At 72.4% G+C, this 22,798-nt stretch carries 16 protein-coding genes and 2 pseudogenes; 13 read left to right on the forward strand and 5 right to left on the reverse strand.

What is annotated here, in order from left to right; genetic code table 11:
• Positions 1 to 5: 5 nt before the first annotated feature.
• Together AB0B86_RS18635 and AB0B86_RS18640 are read right to left on the reverse strand one after the other, a co-directional pair.
• Positions 6 to 761, reverse strand: a complete 756-nt coding sequence (locus AB0B86_RS18635; protein ID WP_357408538.1) for an ABC transporter permease — start codon at positions 759 to 761, stop codon at positions 6 to 8.
• Positions 758 to 1,513, reverse strand: a complete 756-nt coding sequence (locus AB0B86_RS18640) for an ABC transporter ATP-binding protein (RefSeq protein ID WP_357408540.1) — start codon at positions 1,511 to 1,513, stop codon at positions 758 to 760. Before AB0B86_RS18640 ends, AB0B86_RS18635 begins: the two co-directional genes overlap by 4 nt.
• Positions 1,514 to 2,071: 558 nt before the next feature.
• Here AB0B86_RS18640 and AB0B86_RS18645 point away from each other — a divergent pair.
• From AB0B86_RS18645 to AB0B86_RS18660, 4 genes and pseudogenes are all read left to right on the forward strand, one after another.
• A pseudogene (locus AB0B86_RS18645) lies at positions 2,072 to 2,395 on the forward strand (phosphoribosyl-AMP cyclohydrolase); the annotation flags it as partial.
• Between the two features lie 180 nt (positions 2,396 to 2,575).
• Positions 2,576 to 3,007 carry a phosphoribosyl-AMP cyclohydrolase gene (gene hisI, locus AB0B86_RS18650; protein WP_357408581.1) on the forward strand — a complete coding sequence of 144 codons (432 nt, stop codon included), beginning with the start codon at positions 2,576 to 2,578 and terminating at the stop codon, positions 3,005 to 3,007.
• Between the two features lie 58 nt (positions 3,008 to 3,065).
• Positions 3,066 to 4,619, forward strand: a complete 1,554-nt coding sequence (locus tag AB0B86_RS18655) for an anthranilate synthase component I (RefSeq protein ID WP_357408542.1) — start codon at positions 3,066 to 3,068, stop codon at positions 4,617 to 4,619.
• Between the two features lie 115 nt (positions 4,620 to 4,734).
• Positions 4,735 to 5,325 carry a Trp biosynthesis-associated membrane protein gene (locus tag AB0B86_RS18660; protein WP_357408544.1) on the forward strand — a complete coding sequence of 197 codons (591 nt, stop codon included), beginning with the start codon at positions 4,735 to 4,737 and terminating at the stop codon, positions 5,323 to 5,325.
• Between the two features lie 27 nt (positions 5,326 to 5,352).
• Here AB0B86_RS18660 and AB0B86_RS18665 read toward each other — a convergent pair whose 3' ends face one another.
• Positions 5,353 to 5,622 carry a hypothetical protein gene (locus AB0B86_RS18665; protein WP_357408546.1) on the reverse strand — a complete coding sequence of 90 codons (270 nt, stop codon included), beginning with the start codon at positions 5,620 to 5,622 and terminating at the stop codon, positions 5,353 to 5,355.
• A gap of 488 nt (positions 5,623 to 6,110) precedes the next feature.
• On the opposite strand from AB0B86_RS18665, the gene trpC reads away from it, so the two are divergent.
• The 3 genes from trpC to trpA are packed head-to-tail and all read left to right on the forward strand — an operon-like array spanning position 6,111 to position 8,993.
• Positions 6,111 to 6,914, forward strand: coding sequence for an indole-3-glycerol phosphate synthase TrpC (gene trpC, locus AB0B86_RS18670; protein WP_357408583.1), 804 nt, complete (start codon positions 6,111 to 6,113; stop codon positions 6,912 to 6,914).
• A 35-nt stretch (positions 6,915 to 6,949) separates the two neighbouring features.
• Positions 6,950 to 8,188 (forward strand): tryptophan synthase subunit beta, encoded by a 1,239-nt coding sequence (gene trpB, locus AB0B86_RS18675; RefSeq protein WP_357408548.1) that lies wholly within the window; start codon positions 6,950 to 6,952, stop codon positions 8,186 to 8,188.
• Position 8,189: 1 nt separating this feature from the next.
• Positions 8,190 to 8,993, forward strand: coding sequence for a tryptophan synthase subunit alpha (gene trpA, locus AB0B86_RS18680; protein WP_357408550.1), 804 nt, complete (start codon positions 8,190 to 8,192; stop codon positions 8,991 to 8,993).
• A gap of 122 nt (positions 8,994 to 9,115) precedes the next feature.
• Here trpA and AB0B86_RS18685 read toward each other — a convergent pair whose 3' ends face one another.
• Positions 9,116 to 9,802: an NUDIX hydrolase gene (locus tag AB0B86_RS18685; protein ID WP_357408552.1), complete on the reverse strand. Its 687-nt coding sequence runs from the start codon at positions 9,800 to 9,802 to the stop codon at positions 9,116 to 9,118.
• A 101-nt stretch (positions 9,803 to 9,903) separates the two neighbouring features.
• Here AB0B86_RS18685 and lgt point away from each other — a divergent pair, with 101 nt between their 5' ends.
• On the forward strand, positions 9,904 to 11,103 hold the full coding sequence (gene lgt, locus AB0B86_RS18690; protein WP_357408554.1) for a prolipoprotein diacylglyceryl transferase: 1,200 nt from the start codon (positions 9,904 to 9,906) through the stop codon (positions 11,101 to 11,103).
• Positions 11,104 to 11,118: 15 nt separating this feature from the next.
• Complete coding sequence (locus tag AB0B86_RS18695) at positions 11,119 to 12,306, forward strand: NAD(P)/FAD-dependent oxidoreductase (RefSeq protein ID WP_357408556.1); 1,188 nt, start codon at positions 11,119 to 11,121, stop codon at positions 12,304 to 12,306.
• Positions 12,307 to 12,431: 125 nt separating this feature from the next.
• Here AB0B86_RS18695 and AB0B86_RS18700 read toward each other — a convergent pair whose 3' ends face one another.
• Positions 12,432 to 13,277: a GNAT family N-acetyltransferase gene (locus tag AB0B86_RS18700; protein ID WP_357408558.1), complete on the reverse strand. Its 846-nt coding sequence runs from the start codon at positions 13,275 to 13,277 to the stop codon at positions 12,432 to 12,434.
• A gap of 206 nt (positions 13,278 to 13,483) precedes the next feature.
• Between AB0B86_RS18700 and gltB the strand changes: the two genes are divergently transcribed.
• The 4 genes and pseudogenes from gltB to AB0B86_RS18720 all read left to right on the forward strand — a co-directional run.
• Positions 13,484 to 18,130: a glutamate synthase large subunit gene (gltB, locus tag AB0B86_RS18705; protein WP_357408585.1), complete on the forward strand. Its 4,647-nt coding sequence runs from the start codon at positions 13,484 to 13,486 to the stop codon at positions 18,128 to 18,130.
• Positions 18,123 to 19,658 (forward strand): glutamate synthase subunit beta, encoded by a 1,536-nt coding sequence (locus tag AB0B86_RS18710; protein ID WP_357408560.1) that lies wholly within the window; start codon positions 18,123 to 18,125, stop codon positions 19,656 to 19,658. The genes gltB and AB0B86_RS18710 overlap by 8 nt, the downstream gene beginning before the upstream one ends.
• Before the next feature lie 587 nt (positions 19,659 to 20,245).
• On the forward strand, positions 20,246 to 21,859 hold the full coding sequence (locus tag AB0B86_RS18715) for a peptidoglycan DD-metalloendopeptidase family protein (protein ID WP_357418739.1): 1,614 nt from the start codon (positions 20,246 to 20,248) through the stop codon (positions 21,857 to 21,859).
• A 106-nt stretch (positions 21,860 to 21,965) separates the two neighbouring features.
• Positions 21,966 to 22,798 (forward strand): annotated as a pseudogene (locus AB0B86_RS18720) (hypothetical protein); the annotation flags it as partial.

The following is a 22,798-nucleotide window of genomic DNA, read 5'->3' on the forward strand; positions in this document are numbered from 1 at the left end:
CAGCCTCACCCGCTGCGTCGGCGCAGGGTGGCCGCCGCGAGCACCAGCGCCAGCACCACCGCGCCGAGCACCACCGCCACGTCCCACCACATTGTGCCGGTCGGCTCGGCGTGGGCGCCGACCTCCTGCAACGCCTCGATGGCGTACGACAGGGGGAAGGCGTCACTGAGCGCCTGGAGCCAACCGGCCATCTCGTCGCGGGCCACGAACAGCCCGCAGAGCAGCAGTTGGGGGATCACCACGACTGGCAGGAACTGTACTGCCTGGAACTCGGTACGCGCGAAGGCGCTGCACAGCAGCCCGAGCGCGACGCCGAGCACGGCGTCGACGACAGCGATCCCGATCACCAGCCAGCTGCTGCCGGCGGTGTCCAGGTCGAAGATCCAGTACGCCACGGCGGCGGCGACGGCCGCCTGTGCGGCAGCGGCCAGCCCGAACGCGATGCCGTACCCGAAGAGCAGGTCGAGCTTGCCCAGCGGCGTGGTGAGCAGCCGCTCCAGGGTGCCGGAGGTGCGTTCCCGGAGCATGGCGATGCTCGTCACCAGGAACATGATCACGAAGGGGAAGATGCCGAGCATCACCAGCGCGACCCTGTCGAACGTGCTCGGCTGGCCGGGTGGGGTCGGCTGGTCGGCGTACATGAAGTGGACGAGGGTGAGCAGGACGGCCGGCACCACCACGAGCAGCGCGATGGTCCGGCGATCGTGCCGGAGTTGACGCAGGATGCGGCCGGTGGTGGCGACCAGGATCCGGGGGTTCATGAGGGCTCCTGTCCGGCTTGCGAAGCGGTGCTGGTCGGGTCCGCCTCGCTGGCCCGGATCAGGCGCAGGAACGCCTCGTCGAGGTCGTCCACTCCGGCGGCGGCGCGGATGGCGGCCGGGCTGTCGTCGGCGATCAACCGCCCCTGGCGGATCAGCAGCAACCTGTCGCAGCGGGCCGCCTCGTCCATCACGTGGCTGGACACCAGCAGGGTGGTGCCGGCGGCGGCCATCGCGTGGAACCGGGCCCAGAGGTCGGCCCGCAGCACCGGGTCCTGACCGACGGTCGGTTCGTCGAGAATGACCAGCTCCGGCTCCCCGACCAGGGCGCAGGCCAGCGAGGCGCGGCTGCGTTGACCGCCGGAGAGGGTGGCGACCAGTTGACCGGCGGCCTCGGCCAGCCCGACATCGCGTATCGCCCGGTCGGCCTCGACCCGCCCCCGCCCGTGAAGGGCCGCGAAGTAGCGGGCGTTCTCCCGGACGGTCAGGTCGGCGTAGACGCTCGGTGCCTGGGTCAGGTAGCCCACCCGGTGCCGCAGCGCCGGGGTGCCCGCCGGTTGCCCGAGGACGGTGACCGTCCCGCCGTTGACCACCTGAACCCCGACCACGGCGCGCATGAACGTGGTCTTGCCACTGCCGCTGGGGCCGAGCAGCCCGGTGACGGCGCCGCTGGTGACCCGGCAACTGATGCGGTCCAGCACCCGCCGCCCGCCCCGGTCGACGACCAGGTCGCGGACGGCTATCGCGTCGTGCATCGTGCACCTCCCAAGAAACTCATCATCTGTTGAAATCAACGCTAGATGAAATACCGAGCCGGGCGCAACGGCCGGGAGCGGTGGCCGACTGTCCGCTGTTGCGGAGAGCATGAGAACGGGCAGTAGGCTCCGGACCGGACACCGAGTCCGCCAACGGGCATTGCGCGCTGATCGGACGTACGGCACGATGGCGCGGTGGGTCACGCTCCGTTACCGGACAGCGGTTTTCTTGAGGACTGGGCCGCGCGGTTGCGGCAGGGCGCCGAGCGGCCGGTCGTCGGCATCCTGCTGCGCGGCAGCCACGCCCGCCGGGCCGCCACCGCGCACAGCGACGTCGACCTCGACGTGCTGGTCGGCGGGGCACCGTACGCCGCACGCCAGGCGTACCTGGCCGAATCAGCTGGTCGGGTCACCCACGTCTCGGTCGCCGCCCGGGACGTCCGCTCCTGGGTGCACCGGCTCGGCGAACCGGCCGACTGGGCGTTCGGGCTGCCGGTCACCGCACCGGCGCGGCTGCTCTGGGCCGACCCGCACTGGCGGCCCCGAATCGACCTGCCGGTGCTCTGTCAGCCCGCCGAGCCACCCCGGCTCGAGGAGTTGATCGCCACGCTCGGTAAGGCAGCCGCCGCCCGGTCCGCCCACGACCGCCTCGGGGTCCGGCTCGCCGTCGCCGACCTGGCTCGGCTGTGCCCGTCGGTGCTGCGACCCGCCAACCCGTCGGTGCGGGTCCACTCCCGTCGGGCGGCCTTCGCGGCGGCCCTGGACCTGCCGGTGGCCCCGCCGGGCTACCGGGCGGACATGCTGCTCTGCCTCGGACTGCGACCAGGGGCCACCGGCCAGCTGTGGGCCGCCGCCGTACGACTGGTCGCCGGCACCCTGCCGTTGATCCGGCCGTACGCCGAGGAGATCGCCGAGGCCACCGGTGCGGACCTGGCCGCCGCCCTTGTCGACGGCCGGCTGGACCGTTACGTGGCCCAGCTGGCCCGGCCCGAGGGGTCCGCGCCGCAGCCCTGCCGGGAGCGGTCGCCGGTGCCCGCGCCACGTGCGGGACACTTGGACACTGTGTCCGTACCTGACTCGCCGGCGACCGGCGTCCCCAGCGATCCGAGCGACCCGGTGGCAGCCGGGTCGGCCCGCCCGTCCCGACTCGACGCGGCCATCGCGGCCCGGCTGCGCCGCACCGCCGACGGTCTGGTCGCCGCGGTGGTCCGCGCGCACGACTCCGGAGAGGTGCTGATGGTCGCCTGGATGGACGACGAGGCGCTGCACCGCACCCTGACCACCGGCCGGGCCACCTACTGGTCGCGCAGCCGACGCGAATACTGGGTCAAGGGGGCCACCTCCGGGCACCACCAGTACGTCCGCTCGGTGGCGCTGGACTGCGACGGGGACGCCCTGCTGGTGAGCGTGGAGCAGGTCGGTGCGGCCTGCCACACCGGACACCGGACCTGCTTCTTCACCGAGTTGCCCGTCACCGCCCCGGAGGGCCGGTGAGCCGGCGCGGCGCAGCCCGGCGCAGCCCCGCAGCCGCGAACGAAAGGCAGACCCAGCCATGACCGACGGCATCGTCAGCCCCGACCTGGGCACCTTCACCGAGCTGGCCGCCGACTGGCGGGTGGTGCCGGTGACCCGGCGGCTGCTGGCCGACGCGGAGACGCCGGTCGGGGTCTACCGCAAGCTGGCCGGGGGGCCCGGCACGTTCCTGCTGGAATCCGCCGAGCAGGGGGTCGGCTCGGCCGGCATGGCCTGGTCGCGATACTCGTTCGTCGGCGTACGGAGCAGCGCCACCCTGGTCGAGCGGGACGGCGTGGCGACCTGGCTCGGCCAGCCGCCGGCGGGGTTGCCCACCGAGGGTGACCCGGTGCGGGTGCTGCGGGAGACGGTGGCGGCGCTCGCCGGCCCGGCCGGGGACCCCTCCGACGGTCTACCGCCGCTGACCGGCGGCATGGTCGGCTACCTCGGCTACGACCTGGTGCGCCGCTTCGAGCGGCTGCCCGAGCTGACCGAGGACGACCTCGGCGTGCCGGAGTTGGGCATGATGCTCGCCACCGACCTGGTGGTGCTCGACCACTACGACGGCTCGGCGATCCTGGTCGCCAACGCGGTGCTGCCGCCGCTGGACGCCCCGGACCGCGCCCCGCAGGTCGCCGCCGCGTACCACCACGCGGTGGGCCGGCTGGACGCGATGACCACGGCGCTGTCCCGCCCCATCCCCCCGATGATCTCCACCGTCGAGCGTCCGCAGGTCGGGGAGGTGCTCTGCCGTACGCCCGACGGCGGCTACCCGAAGGCGGTGGAGGCGGCCAAGGAGGCGATCCGGGCCGGTGAGTGCTTCCAGATCGTGCTCTCCCAGCGCTTCGAGCGTTCGACGCACGCCGACCCGCTTGACGTCTACCGGGTGCTGCGTACCAGCAACCCCAGCCCGTACATGTACCTGCTGCGCTTCGACGGGTACGACATCGTCGGCTCGTCCCCGGAGGCGCACCTGAAGGTCACCGGCGGTGCGAACGGGCGGCGTCACGTGTTGCTGCACCCGATCGCCGGCACCCGGCCGCGCGGCGACACCCCCGCCGCCGACGCCGTGCTCGCCGCGGAGCTGCTCGCCGATCCGAAGGAACGGGCCGAGCACGTGATGCTCGTCGACCTCGGCCGCAACGACCTGGGCCGGGTGTGTCAGCCCGGCAGCGTGGAGGTGCCCGAGTTCGCCACCATCGAGCGGTACAGCCACGTCATGCACATCGTCTCCACCGTCACCGGCACGTTACGCGACGATCAGAGTGCGTTCGACGCGCTCGCCGCGACGTTCCCGGCCGGCACCCTCTCCGGTGCGCCGAAGGTGCGGGCCATGGAGATCATCGAGGAGTTGGAGCCGGTCCGCCGCGGCCTCTACGGCGGCACTGTGGGCTACTTCGGCTTCGGTGGCGACCTGGACATGGCGATCGCCATTCGGACCGCGCTCATCCGTGACGGCCGCGCCTACGTGCAGGCCGGAGCCGGTGTGGTGGCCGACTCGGATCCGGCCGCCGAGGAGCAGGAGACGCGCAACAAGGCCGCCGCCGTGTTGGCGGCGATCGCCGCCGCCGAGACGTTGCGAGCGGCTCGGTGAGCGCGAGGAGCGCAGCGCAGCGGAGCCCCGCAGTCGCGAACGGAAGGGGTGGCTCGGTGAGCGCGAGGAGTGCAGCGCAGCGGAGCCCCGCAGTCGCGATCGGAGGGGTGGTCCGGTGACTGACGGCGAGCGGTCCGCCGGGGGCCGGCGCGAGTTGACGTACGCCGTGCTGCTCTGCCTGGTCGGCGCGGGCCTGGCGCTGTGGGCCGCGACGCGGACCTGGTCGGTCGAGCTGACCGTGCGCCCGGCGCCGCTGCCGCCGGTACGGGAGACCCGCAGCGGTGCGGGGCTGCTGCCGTGGCTGCCGGCGTTGGCCCTGGTGACGTTGGCCGGCGGTGGCGCGGTGCTGGCGACCCGGGGCCGGCCGCGGCAGGTGCTCGGCGCGGTGCTCGGGGTGCTCGCGCTGGCGGTGGCGGCCGGTGCTGGGTACGGGCTGGGCGTCGACGTCGACGGCTCGGTGAACCGGCAGTGGCCGGTGCTCTGCCTGCTCGGCGGCGTGCTGGCGGCTGCCGGTGGGTTCTGGACGGCGGTGCGCGGCGCTGGCTGGCCGGCGATGGGCGCCCGGTACGAACGGCCGGGGCGCACCGCGCCGGGGGGCGCACCATCGCCGAGCGGCACACCGGACTCGTCCGCGCCGATGGCCGGGCGGCGGACCACCGAGGCGTGGGACGCGCTTGATCGGGGTGAGGATCCGACGACCGACTGACGGCGACGGCCGTTACCGTCGGTGGGGTCAGCCGACCGGCTGACGGTCCCGCTGCGGTCGCTGGGTGGCGGCGCGGGCGGCGGTCAGTTCGGCCACCAGGCGGTTGAGTTCGGCGCGCTGGTCGGCGCGGGCCCGGTCGGCGCAGACCGCCTCCCAGGCGTTGCCACGCGCTGTGCGCATCCGCCCTTCGCCCACCACTGCCCGTTCCACGGTGTGCACCACCCCGACGGCCAGCGATGCCACCGTCCGCGAGATGGTCGTCAGGCCGATTGTCGCTTGCGGCTCGGACATGCTCATGGTCACCTCGCACGAGGAGTTGCGACGGTCGGGGCAGGCGCCTCATCGAGTCTGCCCGAGGACGATGCTGGCCGGTTGACGTTTCGCCGTCGTGACCGCCCGGTCAACTGTCCCGCCCCGGCCGTGACCAGGGACCGTCCGTTCGGCCTTGAGCTTGCTCACAACATCGATCGACGCCGTTGTCGTCGGGCGCCGGTCCGGAACTGGTGGCATGATCGATGCAACGGCACCTGCTGACCGCGGGCCGTCAGGCTCCATACCGGGTGACGATTGTCGATACGGGAGGTGGCGCTGCGTGACACACCGTTCACGGCAAGTCGGCCATTATGCCGCAGCCCTTTTCGTGAGCAGCGCCATACCCCCGGCATTCGGTGTCGGTCGGCTGCCCCTAGCATCGGCCCATGACGCCCGGAGAGGGGAGTCCGTTGGTGACTGCTGAGCATGCGCACGCGGAGGGGGACGATGCCGGTCAGGCAGCGTCCGTAAGCGTGCTCGACGAGATTCTGGCTGGCGTGCGTGAGGACGTCGCCCGACGCCAGGAGCAGGTTCCGCTGGAGCGGATCCGTGCACTGGCGGCGGCGGCGCCGCCGCCGCTGGACGCGTACGCGGCGTTGCGTAAACCGGGCGTGGCCGTGATCGCCGAGGTGAAGCGCTCGTCGCCGTCCAAGGGGCGGCTGGCCGAGATAGCCGATCCGGCCGACCTGGCTGTCGACTACGCGGCCGGTGGGGCGCGGGTGATCAGTGTGCTGACCGAGGGGCGCTGGTTCGGTGGCTCGCTCGACGACCTGGCCGCCGTGCGGGCCGCGGTGAGTGTGCCGGTGCTGCGTAAAGACTTCGTGGTCTCCAGTTACCAGGTGCACGAGGCACGCGCGCACGGCGCCGATCTGGTGCTGCTGATCGTCGCCGCCCTTGAGCAGAACGTGCTGATGGGCCTGCTGGAGCGGATCGAGTCGTTGGGCATGACCGCGCTGGTCGAGGTGCACGACGAGGAAGAGGCCGACCGCGCGCTGGAGGCGGGCGCTCAGGTGATCGGGGTCAACGCCCGTGACCTGCGTACCCTTGAGGTCGACCGGTCGGTGTTCGAGCGGATCGCGCCCGGCCTGCCCAGCAGCGTCGTCAAGATCGCCGAGTCCGGCGTGCGTGGTCCGCACGACCTGATCCGGTACGCCTCCGCGGGTGCTGACGCGGTCCTCGTGGGCGAGGGCCTGGTCACCCAGAAGAGCCCTCGCGAGGCGGTCGCCGAGTTGGTCAACGCGGGTAACCACCCGGCCACGCCCCGTCCGGTGCGCTGACCTCGCACCGGACGTTCCCACCGAGAGGATTTCCGATGAGCGCCGACGCGCTGGCCCCGGTGGCCGGCCCGCAGCCCGACTCCGCCGGCCACTTCGGCCGTTTCGGCGGTCGGTTCGTTCCCGAGGCCCTGGTGGCCGCGCTCGACGAGCTCGACGGGGCGTGGCGCACGGCGATGGCGGACGAGTCCTTCCAGGCGGAGTTCGGCGCGCTGCTGCGGGACTACGCGGGTACGCCGTCGCTGCTCTACGAGGCCCGGCGGTTCTCCGCGAAGCTCGGGGCACGGGTGCTGCTCAAGCGCGAGGACCTCAACCACACAGGTGCGCACAAGGTGCGCAACGTGCTCGGCCAGGCGCTGCTCACCAAGCGGATGGGCAAGACCCGGGTGATCGCCGAGACCGGCGCCGGCCAGCACGGCGTGGCCACCGCGACCGCCGCCGCCCTGTTCGACCTGGAGTGCGTGGTCTACATGGGCCAGGTCGACACCGAGCGGCAGGCGCTCAACGTGGCCCGGATGCGGATGCTCGGGGCCACCGTCGTGCCGGTGACCACCGGCTCGCGCACCCTCAAGGACGCGATGAACGAGGCGATGCGCGACTGGGTGGCGAACGTCGACGAGACGCACTACCTGATCGGCACCGCCGCCGGCCCGCACCCGTTCCCGGCGATGGTCCGCGACTTCGTCCGGGGCATCGGTGACGAGGCCCGTCAGCAGTGCCTCGACCTGACCGGGGCGCTGCCGGACGCGGTCACCGCGTGCGTCGGCGGTGGCTCCAACGCGCTGGGCATCTTCCACGCGTTCGTCGGCGACGACGACGTGCGGCTGTACGGATTCGAAGCCGGTGGTGACGGGGTGACCACCGGTCGGCACGCGGCGAGCATCACCGGTGGGTCGGCCGGGGTCCTGCACGGCACCCGCACCTACGTGTTGCAGGACGCCGACGGGCAGACGCTGGAGTCGCACTCGATCTCCGCCGGTCTGGACTACCCGGGCGTCGGGCCCGAGCATGCCTGGCTGCACGACACCGGCCGGGCGAGTTACCTGCCGGTCACCGACGACGAGGCGATGGCAGCGTTCGAGCTGCTCTGCCGCACCGAGGGGATCATCCCGGCGATCGAGAGCTCACACGCGCTCGCCGGCACCGTCACGCTGGCCCCGAAGCTCGCCGCCGAACTGGGTCGGGAGCCCACCATCGTGGTCAACCTCTCCGGTCGGGGCGACAAGGACGTGCACACCGCCGGCGACTACTTCGGCATCCTCGACAAGGAGCGGTGAGATGAGCCGGATCGGGGTGGCCTTCGACAAGGCCCGCGCCGACGGACGGGCCCTGCTGATCGGCTGCATGCCGGCCGGGTTCCCGACCGTCGACGGCAGCATCGCCGCGATGACCGCCATGGTCGAGGCCGGCGTCGACGTCATCGAGGTGGAGATCCCCTACTCCGACCCGGTGATGGACGGGCCGGTGATCCAGAAGGCAAGCGACATCGCGCTGGCCGGCGGCGTCCGCACCAGGGACACTCTGCGCATCATCGAGGCGGTGGCCGCCACCGGCGCGCCGGTGGTCACCATGACCTACTGGAACCCGGTCGAGCGGTACGGCGTGGACGTGTTCGCCCGTGACCTCGCCGCCGCCGGTGGCACCGGCCTGATCACCCCGGACCTGATTCCCGACGAGGCGGCGGAGTGGCTGGCCGCCTCCGACGCACACGGACTGGACCGCACGTTCCTGGTCTCCCCGTCGTCCACCGACGCGCGGCTGGCGATGACCGTGCAGCACTGTCGTGGTTTCGTCTACGCCACAGCGGTGATGGGTGTCACCGGGGCGCGGGCGCGTACCTCGGACGCCGCACCGACGCTTGTCTCCCGGGTCCGGGAGGTCACCGACCTGCCGGTGGGTGTCGGTCTCGGCGTGGGCACCGGTGCGCAGGCCGGCACCGTCGCCGGCTACGCCGACGGGGTGATCGTCGGCAGCGCGCTGATCCGGTGTCTCCTCGACGCGCCCACCGAGGCGGAGGGGCTGACTGCCCTGCGGGCCCTCAGCACCGAGCTTGCCGAGGGCGTCCGCAACCCGGCCCGCTGAGCCCCGGGCCCGGTCCGCCGCCGGTAAGCCGTGTGGGCCACGGGGTACGTGTGCCTCGTAACCGGTATACCGGTCATCCGGTGAGGCCCACGCGGCGGATCTCTGGTGCTCGCCCCTGGTTCTCAGGGCCGTAGGGACGGGTCCGCGGGCTCGCCGCGTTGTCCCGGTGGCTGCCCCACGCCCGGCCGTGCGTCCTGGCCGATCCCCGGCGGTGCGTCCGGGCCGGTCCCCGGCCGTGCGTCCGGGCCGGTCCCCGGCCGTGCGTCCGGGCCGGTCCCCGGCGGTGCGGCCGGGTCACTCGCCCGCCCACACTCCTCGGCCACGCGAGCGGCTGGTGGCGGCGGGGCGTCGACGGCGTCGGGCGTCCAGGGGACGGCGTGCAGTACGCCGGAGCGGCCGGCGCGAGCGTGCGTGACGGCGGCCAGGGTGAGCGGGGTGACGGCCTCCGGCAGCGCGTCGGGGGAGTGCCAGGACAACCGGCAGCCCGGCAGCGGGTCGGCCGCCGGTGGGCCGGCGGCGCGGGCCCGGAAGACGTGCACGAGGACGTTCGGCAGTGGCCCGGCGCGTCCGGGCGACGGCTGCCCGCCGGGGCCGGTCAGGTGGTAGACGCCGACCAGGTCGACCAGCTCGATCTCCCAGCCGGTCTCCGTGCGGATGTCCCGCAGGGCCGCCTGCGCCGGGCTCTCGGCCGGGCGTAGCCGCCCGCCGGGTAGCGCGTGGCGGCGCTCACCCCGGCCCTGCCGGCAGAGCAGCACCCGGCCGGCGTCGTCGTTGACGACCGCGGCGACCGCCCAGGTGAGCGCGCTCATGGACAAAGAGCCTACGGTGGCGCAAACCAGAAGTCACCGAAGTGCGCGCTGCCGTGCCCGGGGTGCCGCTACGAGGGTGTGCAGCGGTAGCGTGTGCACCCGTGACCCTCGCCTCGCTGTCCCCCCAGGCGGCCCTGCCCAGTCCCAGCACCGCGGTCTGGCAGCTGGGGCCGGTGCCGATCCGGGCCTACGCGCTCTGCATCATCGCTGGCATCGTGCTTGCCTGCTGGGTGACCGAGCGCCGGCTGCGGCAGCGCGGCGTCGCGCCCGGCGCGGTGCTCGACATCGCCGTCTGGGCGGTGCCGGCCGGCATCATCGGCGCCCGGATCTACCACGTCATCACCTCGCCGGAGAAATATTTCGGCGCCGGTGGTGAGCCGATGAAGGCGTTCGCCATCTGGGAGGGCGGTCTCGGCATCTGGGGTGCCGTCGCCGGTGGCGCAATCGGTGCGTGGATCGCCGCCCGGCAGCTCGGCATCCCGTTCGGCGTGGTGGCCGACGCGCTGGCTCCTGGGCTGCCGCTGGCCCAGGCGGTCGGCCGGCTCGGCAACTGGTTCAACAACGAGCTGTTCGGTGGCCGGACCGACCTGCCGTGGGGCCTGCAGATCCACCGGATGGACCCGGACAACCCGGGGCACTCGCTGCGTGACGACGCCGGGCAGCCGATCCTCGAACCCGGCCTCTACCAGCCGACCTTCCTCTACGAGGCGTTGTGGAACCTCGGCGTCGTCGCCCTGGTCCTCATCCTGGACCGCCGGCTGAAGCTGGGGCGTGGCCGCGCGTTCGCGCTCTACGTGATGGGCTACACCGCCGGCCGGTTCTGGATCGAGCTGATGCGCACCGACGAGGCCAACCAGATTCTGGGCGTCCGGCTCAACGTCTGGACCGCCGCCCTGGTCTTCCTCGGCGCGTTGATCTACTTCGTCCGGGTGCGCGGCCCGCGGGACTACCTGATCCCGCTCGGCGCGGCGGCGACGCCGACCCCGCCTCCCGCCTCCGACCTGTCCCAGGTCGACCTCTCGGAGCGGGAGACCCCGGCCCGGACCGCCGCGCCGGAGGGGTACCGGGTGGTGAACGAGCAGCAGTACGCCGCCTGGCAGGACACCGGCGTCATCCCGCCGGAGCCGGCCACCGACCAGGACTCCCGGCCGGGCGACGAGCCACTCGGTGATGCGGCACCCGGTGCCGACGAGCCGAGCGACGACGAGCCGAGCGACGACGAGTCGACGGACGACCCGTCGGCTCCCCGTGCCGACCGGGCCGACGCCGCGGGCGTACGGCCCGCCGACCGGGACAGCTGAGCGGGGGCGGCACCCATGCGAAGCGCGGTGGTGGTCGGCGCGGGGGTCGGTGGCCTCGCGGTGGCCGGCGCGCTGGCCCGCTCCGGCTGGCGGGTCACCGTGTTGGAACGCGCCGAACGGATTCGCCCCGAGCCGACCGCCGTGGTGCTCTGGCCCAACGGCGTCCGCGCGTTGCAGGCGCTCGGCCTCGGTGCGGGACTGGCCGCCATCGCCACCCCGCTGGCCGACGGTGGGGTCCGTCGCCCGGACGGGCACTGGCTGGTGCAGCCCCGGCCCATCCCGGCCGACCGGATGCCGGTGGTGGTGCACCGCGAGGACCTGCACGACGCCCTCATCGCGGGCCTCGGTGAGCGGGTGGAGCTGCGTACCGGCGTGACCGTGCGGCACGTCCGGGTCGAGCCGGGGGAACGGCCGGCGGTCAGCGACGGACGGCACACCATCGAGGCCGACCTGGTGGTCGCCGCCGACGGCACGGACAGCGGCATCCGCCGCCAACTCGCCCCCGAGTCCCGGGTGGTCAGCTCCGGGTGCGCCGCCTGGCGGGCCGTCATTCCCTGGTACCAGGCACCGCGGCTGCCCGACGACCAACCGCTGGCCGGGGAGATCCTCGGTGCCGGCTACCGGTTCGTGGCCGCGTCGTTGGGTGATCGCGGCTCCTCGGGTGGGTCCAGCCGGGGCGGGATCTACTGGGTGGCCACCGCCGCCGGCGCCCCGCGCCCGGAACCACCGGAGACCCAACTCGCCCTGCTGCGCCGTTGGTACGCGGGCTGGCCCGCCCCGATCGGCGCGCTGCTCGATGCCACCGACCCGGCCGACCTGGTCCAGCAGGAGGTCCGCGAACTGCGTCCGTTGCCCCGTGCGTACGGCTTCCCGGTCGGGCCGGGCGGCGTGGTGCTGCTCGGCGACGCGGCGCACGCCATGCCACCGCACCTGGGGCAGGGCGCCTGCCTGGCGTTCGAGGACGCCGCCACGCTCGCCTCACTGCTGCGCGAGGCGCGACTGCCCGACGCCGTGCAGGCGTACGACCGGGTGCGTCGCCCCCGGGCCACGACAGTGGTCCGGCAGACCCGGCGGATGTCGGCGGTGCTCCAGGCCCGGGGCCGGTTGGCGTTGCGCGCCCGGGACGCCGCCCTCGGCACGATCAACACCCGGCTGCTGTCCAGTGCCGCCGCCTCCGCCGCCCAGTGGCGCCCCCCCACCTGACCCAGCCCCCTCGTCCGCTACGTCGATCATGGAGTTGTGGTGGTAGTCGAAGCGTGACAAACCCGTCCTAACCCGGCACCACGACTCCATGATCGACGCAGGCGGGGGCGGCGGCGCCGGAGCGATCAGGCGATGAGCGCGGCGGGTTCGGCGATGCAGGCGGTGCCGATGCGGCGGAAGCCGACCCGCAGGTAGACCCGGGCGATGTCCTCGCTGCCCGCGGAGAGAAAGATCAGGTCGGTGCCGGCCTCGTGCAACTCCCGGGCGAGGGTGGCGGTGAGCGCGGCGCCCAGCCCTCGCCGCCGGGCGGTCGGCAGCGTCGCCACGCCGGCGATCTCCGCGACGTCGCCCACCCGCATGGCCATGCCGCTGGCCAGCGCGCCGTCGGTAGGTGTCCCGGCGAGCGCGGAGATCCGTCGGCCGTCGGCGATCCGGGCCCGCTCCTCGTCGAGCGCGGCCAACTCCAGTTCGGTGACGGCGGCGTCCCGCTCGGCCGGGCCGGCGTCACCGGGCGCGGTGCCGGCGGCGGCGAACGACACCGCTGCGACAGCGCGTCGGGCCGCGACGGCGGCGGCGAAGTCGGGCGAGTCCGGTGCCAGCACCCGTACCGCCACGTCGGACAGGGTCGCCGGGTCGGGCAGCGCTGCCGGGTCGAGCACCATCAGCGGTGCCTCCAGCACGTGCAGCCCCGCCGAGCGGGCCACCGCCAGCAGCTCGGGGGTGGTCTCGTGCACCCACTCGAAGGCCTCCGGCAGGCCCAGCTTGCGCTGCCGCTCGCGTACCGAGGTCACGTCGGCCAGGGACGGCGGCTCGGTGGCACCGATCCGGGGGCGGGCGTAGAACGGCCAACCGGCACCCTCGCGCACGAACAGCACAAACGCGCCGTGGTCCTCGGCAGCGGCGACGTCGCGGGGCACCGCGTCGTAGAAGTGTTCCAACCGGTCGAAGACGTCCTTGTGTAGCGGATCCACCGCGCGAGACTACACGTCCCAGCCAGTGGACGGTGTGATCAATCTCAGGTGGCAGTGCGAGCCTGGCCCTAACGTAGACTCAATAGACCCACGGGCCGACGTCGTCCCCACCATGATCAACCTGAGTGACGACAGGAGGCCCGGTGGCTCAGCCGTACGCGGAAACGACACAGCCGCACACCCCGCACAGCCCGCAGGCGTCCCCGATGCCCGGTGCCGGCCCGTCCGCCCAGGGCCTCTACGACCCCGCGCGGGAACACGACGCCTGCGGGGTTGCCTTCGTGGCGGACCTGCACGGCCGCCGCTCCCACTCGGTTGTCGCCAACGGGCTCGGCGCGCTCTGCCGCCTGGACCACCGGGGTGCCCGGGGCGCGGAGCCCAACACCGGCGACGGCGCGGGCATCATGATCCAGGTGCCGGACGCGTTCCTGCGCGCTGCTGCCGACGTGGCGCTCCCCCCGGCCGGCGAGTACGCCACCGGGCTGGTGTTCCTCCCCGACGACGACGCTGGCGAGGCCCGTGCCCGGCAGGTGGTCGAGAAGTACGCCCTCGTCGAGGGTGCCGAGGTGCTCGGCTGGCGGGACGTGCCGATCGCCCCGGACGGGCTCGGCGAGACCGCCCTGGCGGCGATGCCCCGGGTCCGGCAGGTCTTCGTGGCCGCGCGCCGGCTCACCGGTTCACCCGCCGGCCCGGCCGGCGACGCGCTGAGCGGCATCGAGCTGGACCGGGTGGCGTTCTGTCTGCGCAAGCAGGCCGAGCGGGAGACCGCCGAGCGGGGCGTGCCGGCGTACTTCCCGTCGCTGTCCAGCCGGACGATCGTCTACAAGGGGATGCTCACCCCCGACCAGTTGCCGGCCTTCTACCCGGACCTGCGCGACGAGCGGGTGGAGAGCGCGATCGCGCTCGTGCACTCCCGCTTCTCGACAAACACCTTCCCGTCCTGGCCGCTGGCGCACCCGTACCGCTTCATCGCCCACAACGGCGAGATCAACACGATCCGGGGCAACCGCAACTGGATGCAGGCCCGCGAGGCGCTGCTGCGTTCGCCGAACGTTCCGGGCAACATCCGGCGGGTCTTCCCGATCTGCACCCCCGCCGCCTCCGACTCGGCGAACTTCGACGAGGTCCTGGAGTTGCTGCACCTGGCCGGCCGGAGCCTGCCGCACGCGGTGCTCATGATGATCCCGGAGGCCTGGGAGAACGACCCGGGGATGGAGCCGGCCAAGCGTGCCTTCTACCGGTTCCACGCCAGCCTGATGGAGCCGTGGGACGGGCCGGCGTCGGTGGCCTTCACCGACGGCGAGATCGTCGGCGCGGTGCTTGACCGCAACGGGTTGCGCCCGGGGCGTTGGTGGCAGACCGACGACGGGCTCGTGGTGCTCGGCTCCGAGGCGGGCGTGCTCGACCTCGACCCGGCGCACGTGGTCGCCAAGGGGCGGCTCCAGCCGGGCAAGATGTTCCTGGTCGACACCGTGGCCGGCCGGATCGTGCACGACGAGGAGATCAAGTCCGAGTTGGCCGCCGCCCAGCCGTACGGCGATTGGCTGCACGCCGGGCTGATCGAGCTGGGTGACCTGCCGGCCCGCGAGCACACCGTCTACACCCACGACTCGGTGCGCCGCCGGCAGCAGACCTTCGGCTACACCCAGGAGGAGCTGAAGATCCTGCTCGCGCCGATGGCCCGCACCGGCGCCGAGCCGCTGGGCTCGATGGGCACGGACACCCCGATCTCGCCACTGTCCACCCGGCCGCGGCTGCTCTACGACTACTTCCACCAGCTTTTCGCCCAGGTCACCAACCCGCCGCTGGACGCCATCCGAGAGGAGTTGGTGACCAGCCTGGCGTCGACGATCGGGCCGGAGGGCAACCTGCTCGACCCGGGCGCGGCGAGCTGCCGGCAGATCGTGCTGCCGCACCCGGTGATCGACAACGACGAGCTGGCCAAGATCCTCTCCATTGACGAGGACGGCGACCTGCCCGGCTTCAAGGCGGTCCGGGTGTCCGGCCTGTACCGCATCCGGGAGGGCGCGGCCGGGATCAAGGCCCGGCTGACCGAGATCTGCCGGCACGTCTCCGAGGCCATCGAGGACGGCGTCCGCATCCTGGTGCTCTCCGACCGGGACTCCAACGCCGACCTGGCGCCGATCCCGTCGCTGCTGCTCACCGCCGCCGTGCACCAGCACCTGGTGCGGGAGCAGACCCGCACCCAGGCGGCGCTGATCGTGGAGTCCGGCGACTGCCGGGAGGTGCACCACGCGGCGGTGCTGATCGGCTACGGCGCGGCGGCGGTCAACCCGTACCTGGCGTTCGAGTCGCTCGAGGACATGATCTCCACTGGCGCGCTCGCCGGCGTGGAGCCCGCCGCCGCGGTGCGCAACTACGCCAAGGCGCTCGGCAAGGGCGTCCTGAAGATCATGTCGAAGATGGGCATCTCGACTGTCTCGTCGTACTGCGGGGCGCAGGTCTTCGAGGCGGTCGGCCTGGACACCCGACTGGTCGAGCGCTACTTCCGGGGCACCCCCAGCCGCATCGGCGGGGTGGGCCTCGCGGGCGTGCACACCGAGGTGGCCGCCCGGCACGCGCTGGCCTGGCCCCCGGCGGGCACCGCCAACTCCGACCGGTTGGAGGTCGGTGGCGAGTACCAGTGGCGTCGCGAGGGTGAGCTGCACCTGTTCAACCCGGAGACGGTCTTCCTGCTGCAACACGCCACCCGCAGCCGGCAGTACGACGTCTTCCGGAAGTACACGGCCACTGTCGACGCGCTCGCGGCGCAGGCCGGCTCGCTGCGGGGGTTGTTCACCCTGCGTACCGGGCTGCGCCCGGCGGTGCCGATCGACGAGGTCGAGCCGGCCACCGAGATCGTCAAGCGCTTCGCCACCGGCGCCATGTCGTACGGGTCGATCTCGGCGGAGGCGCACGAGACGCTCGCCATCGCCATGAACCGCCTCGGCGGCAAGTCGAACACCGGTGAGGGTGGCGAGGACGTCGACCGGCTGCACGACCCGGCCCGGCGCTCGGCGGTGAAGCAGATCGCCAGCGGTCGGTTCGGTGTGACGAGCGAATACCTGGTGAACGCCGACGACCTCCAGATCAAGATGGCCCAGGGCGCCAAGCCCGGCGAGGGCGGTCAGCTGCCCGGCAACAAGGTCTGGCCGTGGATCGCCCGGACCCGGCACGCCACGCCCGGTGTCGGTCTGATCTCCCCGCCGCCGCACCACGACATCTACTCCATCGAGGACCTCGCCCAACTCGTACACGACCTGAAGTGCGTCAACCCGGCCGCCCGGGTGCACGTCAAGCTGGTCAGCGAGGTCGGCGTCGGCACCGTCGCCGCCGGGGTGGCGAAGCTCAAGGCGGACGTCATCCTGATCTCCGGCCACGACGGCGGCACGGGCGCGTCCCCGATGAACTCGCTCAAGCACGCCGGCACCCCGTGGGAACTGGGGCTGGCCGAGGCGCAGCAGACGCTGCTGCTCAACAAGCTGCGCGACCGGGTCACCGTGCAGGTCGACGGTCAGCTCAAGACCGGCCGGGACGTGCTGATCGCGGCGCTGCTCGGCGCGGAGGAGTTCGGCTTCGCGACCGCCCCGCTGATCGTCGCCGGTTGCGTGATGATGCGGGTCTGCCACCTGGACACCTGCCCGGTCGGCATCGCCACCCAGAACCCGGTGCTGCGGGAGCGCTTCACCGGCACCCCGGAGTTCGTGGAGAACTTCTTCCTGTTCCTCGCCGAGGAGGTCCGGGGCTACCTTGCCGAGCTGGGCTTCCGGTCGATCGAGGAGGCGATCGGGCAGTCCGAGGTGCTCGACGTGGCATCGGCGGTGACGCACTGGAAGGCGCACGGGTTGGACCTCGCGCCGGTCCTGCACCTGCCGGAGTTGCCCGCCGGCGCGGCCCGACGCGGGGTACGCGCCCAGGATCACGGCCTGGAGCAGGCGCTCGACAACGAGCTGATCGCACTGGCCCGTCCGGCACTGACGGAGGGGTCCCCGGTGCGGGTCGAGGTGGCGGTGCGCAACGAGCACCGCAGCGTCGGCGCGATGCTCGGCGGCGAGGTGACCCGTCGTTTCGGCGGTGCCGGTCTGCCCGAGGACACCATCGAGTTCGTGTTGCACGGCACTGCCGGGCAGTCGTTCGGCGCGTTCCTGCCGCGCGGGGTGACCCTGCGGCTGCACGGCGACGCCAACGACTACGTGGCCAAGGGCCTCTCCGGCGGGCGGATCATCGTCCGTCCGGACGCCGCCGCGCCGTTCCTGGACCCGGACGCCGCGCCGGGTCAGCGGGCCGAGGACCAGATCATCGCCGGCAACACCATCCTGTACGGGGCGACCGCGGGTGAGGTCTTCCTGCGCGGTCGGGTGGGGGAGCGGTTCGCGGTGCGCAACTCCGGCGCGGTCGCCGTGGTCGAGGGCGTCGGTGACCACGGTTGCGAGTACATGACCGGCGGCACGGTGGTGGTGCTCGGCGCGACCGGCCGTAACTTCGCGGCCGGCATGTCCGGCGGCACCGCGTTCGTGCACCACCTGGACCGTGCCCGGGTGAACGCGGAGCTTGTCGACCTGGCGCCGCTGGGCGAGCAGGAGCAGGCGCTGCTGCACGAGTTGGTCCAGCGGCACGTGGCCGAGACCGGGTCGGCGGTCGCCGAGGAGCTGCTCAAGCGTTGGCCGGAGGCGGTGGCCGAGTTCACCGCGGTGGTGCCCCGCGACTACCGCCGGGTGCTGGAGATCATGAAGGCCGCCGAAGCTGCCGGCCGCGACGTCGATGACGCGGTGATGAGCGCGCTCAGCGTGCCGTCCGCCGCGCCGGTGCCGCCCGCCCCGCGGGTGGCGGCCCAGGAGGTGGCACGTGCCTGACCCGAACGGTTTCCTGCGCTACGACCGGCGGCTGCCGGCCCGCCGCCCGGTGCCGGTGCGGATCAGCGACTGGCGGGAGGTGTACCCGCCGGCCGGCGAGGAACTCATCCGTGAGCAGGCCACCCGCTGCATGGACTGCGGCATTCCGTTCTGCCACGACGGCTGCCCGCTGGGCAACCGCATCCCGGACTGGAACGACCTGGTCCGCACCGGCAACTGGGACGCCGCTGTGGAATCGCTGCACGCCACCAACAACTTCCCGGAGTTCACCGGCCGGCTCTGCCCGGCGCCCTGTGAGGCGGCCTGCGTCCTCGGCATCGCCGGCGGCCAGCCGGTGACCATCAAACAGGTCGAGGTGGAGATCGCCGACGCCGCTGCGGCGCGCGGGTTCCCGCCGCGCCCGGTGCCGGCACCGTCCGGCCGCTCGGTCGCCGTCGTCGGCTCGGGGCCCGCCGGCCTGGCCGCCGCCCAGCAACTGGCCCGCGCCGGTCACGCGGTCACTGTGTACGAGCGCGACGACGCGATCGGTGGCCTGCTCCGGTACGGCATCCCCGACTTCAAGTTGGAGAAGCGGCACATCGACGCCCGGCTGGCCCAGCTCACCGCCGAGGGGGTGCGCTTCCGCACCGGGGTGAACGTCGGGGTGGACGTCACCGCCGAGCAGCTGCGCGCCGAACACGACGCGGTGCTGTTGGCCTGCGGCGCGTTGCAGGGGCGGGACACTCCGGACACTCCGGGGCGGGCGCTTCGGGGCGTACACCAGGCGATGGCGCACCTGGTCGCGGCGAATCGCGCGGTCGCCACGGCGGCCGGCGGCGGGCCTGGCGTGGCGGTCACCGGCGAGGGCCGGGCGGCCCGCGCGGTGCTGCCGGACGGCACCCCGATCGACGCGGCCGGCAAGCACGTGGTGATCATCGGTGGCGGTGACACCGCTGCCGACTGTCTCGGTGTGGCGCATCGGCAGGGAGCCGCTGGCGTGCACCAGCTCGACCTGTACCCGCAGCCGCCGAGCGAGCGCGACGAGGCCCGGGACCCGTGGCCGACGTGGCCGTGGATTCTGCGCAGCTACCCGGCGCACGAGGAGGGCGGCGAGCGGGTCTTCGCCGTGGCGGTGCAGGAGTTCGTCGACGACGGCACCGGACAGGTGCGGGCGGTGCGGATCGCCGAGGTGACAGTGGAGAAGCACGACGGTCGGCGCGTGGTCACCGTGGTGCCGGGCTCCGAGCGGGAGTTGCCAGCCGATCTGGTGCTGTTGGCGATCGGCTTCGAGGGCACCGAGCAGCAGCCGTTGCTTGCCCAGTTCGGCGTGACCCGCAATCCCCGGGGCGCTGTCGACGCCCGGGACGACTGGCAGACCGACGCGGACGGGGTGTTCGTGGCCGGTGACATGCACCGGGGCGCCTCGCTGATCGTCTGGGCCATCGCCGAGGGGCGGGCTGTGGCCGCCGCCATCCACGGCTACCTGGGCGGTGTCGGCACGCTGCCGGCCCCGGTGCGCGCCGACGCCCGGCCGCTGGCCGTTTCCTGATCCGGCCGCCGGTGGTCGGGCGAACCCCTTTGGGACCTCTCGCCTGACCACCGGCCGCCGGACGCCCGCCGGTCGGTGAGCGGCTGCATGGCCTACGAAGACCGACTCGGCGACGGTGCTCACCGCGCCTTCTGCGCGTGTCCATCGGGTTCGCACGCCCGTCATCAGTGCGTTCGCACGGCCGGGAACCCGCTGGGGTGGCGCACGACCAGCACAGCATTGCTGGCTTTCTCCGGTCTGCTGATCCCCTAAGCCCTGTCGATCGTGGGCGCCCACCGAAGGATCGGTGTGCCGCCCCGGCCGCTGCTGCCTGCTGTCAAGCAATCGTCAAGCTTTTCTCCCTGGCCCATCTGGCACCGTCTTCATTGGCCACACCGAGCGCAGCGGGCGGTTATCAGTCGTTAGCGGCGTACCTCCAAGGATTCGCGGGCGACGCAGATAACGGCCAGTTCTGGCGACGCGGTACGGCCTTTTACCTACCCGGCACGGCGTTCGGCGAGGTGCTGGCGAGATCAGCGCGGAGAAATGGCACCCGGCTGCCGAAACGCACCGGATCTCGTCGTCGCCACATCCACGAGGGAGCACTGTTGCTAACGAAACTCGTACGAGGATTCACCGCGCGAGCCGCTGCGGCGGGGGCCATCGGTGTTGTCGTGTTGACCGGCGCCAGCCTGGGTGTCGTCGGCGCTCAGGCGGCCGGTCCTCGACCGTTGTTCCAGCTACCCGTCACCTGCGGTGAGACGTGGAACCTCAGCACGTACGTGGGCCATGACGACTACGACATCGACATGACGTCGACCGCCGGAAACAACTGGGGTCGTCCGATCCTGGCCGCCTACGGGGGGCGGGTGGAACGGTCCGGCATCAGCGGCACCCTGGGTGGCCGCACCCCTGACAACCCCGGCGGGCCGATGGGGACCGGCGGCGGCTACTACGTCAAGATTGACCACGGTGACGGCTGGCAGACCCTCTACCTGCACATGGTGGAGCCACCCATGGTGTCCGTGGGGCAGCGCGTGACGAGGGGGCAGCAGCTCGGCAAGGTCGGCAGCACCGGCTCTTCCAGCGGGCCTCACCTGCATTTCGAGCAGCTGCGCGATGGTGCGAAGACCGAGTCGTGGTTCGACGGTGTGCCGTCGGGGATCACCCATGACAACTCCAACTACACCGTCAAACGGCAGAGCGCCAACTGCGCCCCGACGCCGGTTCGGCCGGTGGATCGGCTCGCCGTGGCACCCAACGCGGACGGCCGGCTGCAAGCCTTCGCCGTGCGCGACGGGGCGGTGAAGAGCACCTGGCAGAGCAGCGTGAACGGTCCGTTCGCCCCATGGACCAGTCTCGGGGGCAGCGAGCTGAGAGCCCCCGTGGTCGCACCGTCCAGCGACGGTCGGCTGGAGATGTTCGCCATCGGCGGCGACGGCAAGCTCTACCACAAGTGGCAGACGACTCCCAACGGATCGTGGTCCGGGTGGCTCAGCCGGGGCGGCACGGACCTGAGTAGTGAGATGTCCATCGGGCGTAACGCGGACGGTCGTCTCCAGGTCTTCGTGGTCGGTGGAAACGGTGCCATCTACTCGATCTGGCAGACCAGCCTGAACGGTCTGTGGTCGGACTGGGCGAGCCTCAGCGGCAGCGACCTGCAGGCGCCGGTCGTCGGCTCGTCGGCGGACGGCCGGATGGAGCTGTTCGCCATCGGCGGTGACGGCAAGCTCTACCACAAGTTCCAGACCAGCCCGAACGGCCCGTGGTCGGACTGGGTCAGCCGCGGCGGAACCAACCTCACCAACGAGCTGACGATCGGGCGCAACGCTGATGGTCGGTCTCAGGTCTTCGTCATCGGCGGTGACGGCGCCCTCTACTCGATCTGGCAGAGCAGCGTGAACGGGCCGTGGTCGGACTGGCAGAAGATGGGCGGCAGCGAGCTGAAGACACCCGTGGTCGGTTCGTCGGCGGACGGCCGGATGGAGCTGTTCGCCGTCGGCGGTGACGGCAAGCTCTACCACAAGTTCCAGACCAGCCCGAACGGCCCGTGGTCGGACTGGCTCAGCCGTGGCGGCAGCGACCTCAGCGGCGACCTGGTACTCGGCTCGAATCGCGACGGTCGGTTGCAGGTGTTCGTGATCGGCGGCAACAACGCCCTCTACTCGATGTGGCAGACGTCTGCCAACGGTGCCTGGGGTGACTGGGCCAGCCTCAGCTAGCCGGTGACGCCCCTTTCCAAACTCCGGCCGGTCGCCGTACCCCCAGCGGCGACCGGCCGGTCCTGGCCGGTAGCCCGGCCCTCAACCTCGCCCCTGGAGTGTCCTTATGAGCAGGAAACTGCGCTATGCCCTTGCCGTGGCCGCGTTGACAGTCGCTTCGTTTGCCGGCTCCGCCTCCGTGCTGTCCAGCCCGGCGCACGCCGCTGTTGTGCCCAACTGCACCGCCGCGAGCCCGACCGCTGCCGACGTCGCCTTCGCCGCCCGAGTGAACCCGCTGTTGAACGGGAAGCTGGCCGGCTATCTCGATGCGACGCGGGCGGCCTGCGTTCGCGTCATCGTCTCGGTGGTCAAGTCCCAGAATCTGCCGATGCGGGCGGCCAGCATCGCGATCACCACGACAATCGTGGAGACCGGCATCCGCAATCTCGACTACGGCGCCGATGACAGTCTCGGCCTTTACCAGCAGCGGCCCAGCCAGGGCTGGGGTTCGCCGGCGGAGATCCTGGACCCGGTCTCCTCCACCAGGAAATTCCTCAGCGCGATGAAGAGCAACTACCCGAACAATGGCTGGTTGACCGCCCCGATCGGCGAGATCTGTCAGCGGGTGCAGATCTCCGGCTATCCGGACCGCTATTACGGTCAGGCCTCGGATGGTGCGACGCTCGCCCTCGCCGCCTGGGGTGAGGACCGCGTCGAGGACCAGCTCGCTGTGGGGGCGAACGCCGATGGACGGCTCCAGGCGTTCGCGGTACGTGGCGCCGGCGCCGTGCACAGCGTGTGGCAGACGAAGCCGAACGGCGGCTTCGGCGACTGGGTGAGTTTGGGCGGTACGGCCCTGCGCCATCCGGTGGTCGATGTGGCGGCGGATGGTCGGATGGAGTTGTTCGTCGTCGGTGGTGACGGGAAGCTGTATCACAAGTGGCAGCAGAGCCCGAATGG

It is taken from the genome of Micromonospora sp. NPDC049047 (assembly GCF_040649135.1).
Taxonomy (GTDB): domain Bacteria; phylum Actinomycetota; class Actinomycetes; order Mycobacteriales; family Micromonosporaceae; genus Micromonospora.

Excerpts from the sequence above, each read along its gene's own strand:
- AB0B86_RS18635 (WP_357408538.1), bottom strand. The coding sequence starts at position 761 with ATGAACCCCCGGATCCTGGTCGCCACCACCGGCCGCATCCTGCGTCAA.
- AB0B86_RS18640 (WP_357408540.1), bottom strand. The coding sequence starts at position 1,513 with ATGCACGACGCGATAGCCGTCCGCGACCTGGTCGTCGACCGGGGCGGG.
- AB0B86_RS18655 (WP_357408542.1), top strand. The coding sequence starts at position 3,066 with ATGACCGACGGCATCGTCAGCCCCGACCTGGGCACCTTCACCGAGCTG.
- AB0B86_RS18665 (WP_357408546.1), bottom strand. The coding sequence starts at position 5,622 with ATGAGCATGTCCGAGCCGCAAGCGACAATCGGCCTGACGACCATCTCG.
- trpB (WP_357408548.1), top strand. The coding sequence starts at position 6,950 with ATGAGCGCCGACGCGCTGGCCCCGGTGGCCGGCCCGCAGCCCGACTCC.
- trpA (WP_357408550.1), top strand. The coding sequence starts at position 8,190 with ATGAGCCGGATCGGGGTGGCCTTCGACAAGGCCCGCGCCGACGGACGG.
- AB0B86_RS18685 (WP_357408552.1), bottom strand. The coding sequence starts at position 9,802 with ATGAGCGCGCTCACCTGGGCGGTCGCCGCGGTCGTCAACGACGACGCC.
- AB0B86_RS18695 (WP_357408556.1), top strand. The coding sequence starts at position 11,119 with ATGCGAAGCGCGGTGGTGGTCGGCGCGGGGGTCGGTGGCCTCGCGGTG.
- gltB (WP_357408585.1), top strand. The coding sequence starts at position 13,484 with ATGCCCGGTGCCGGCCCGTCCGCCCAGGGCCTCTACGACCCCGCGCGG.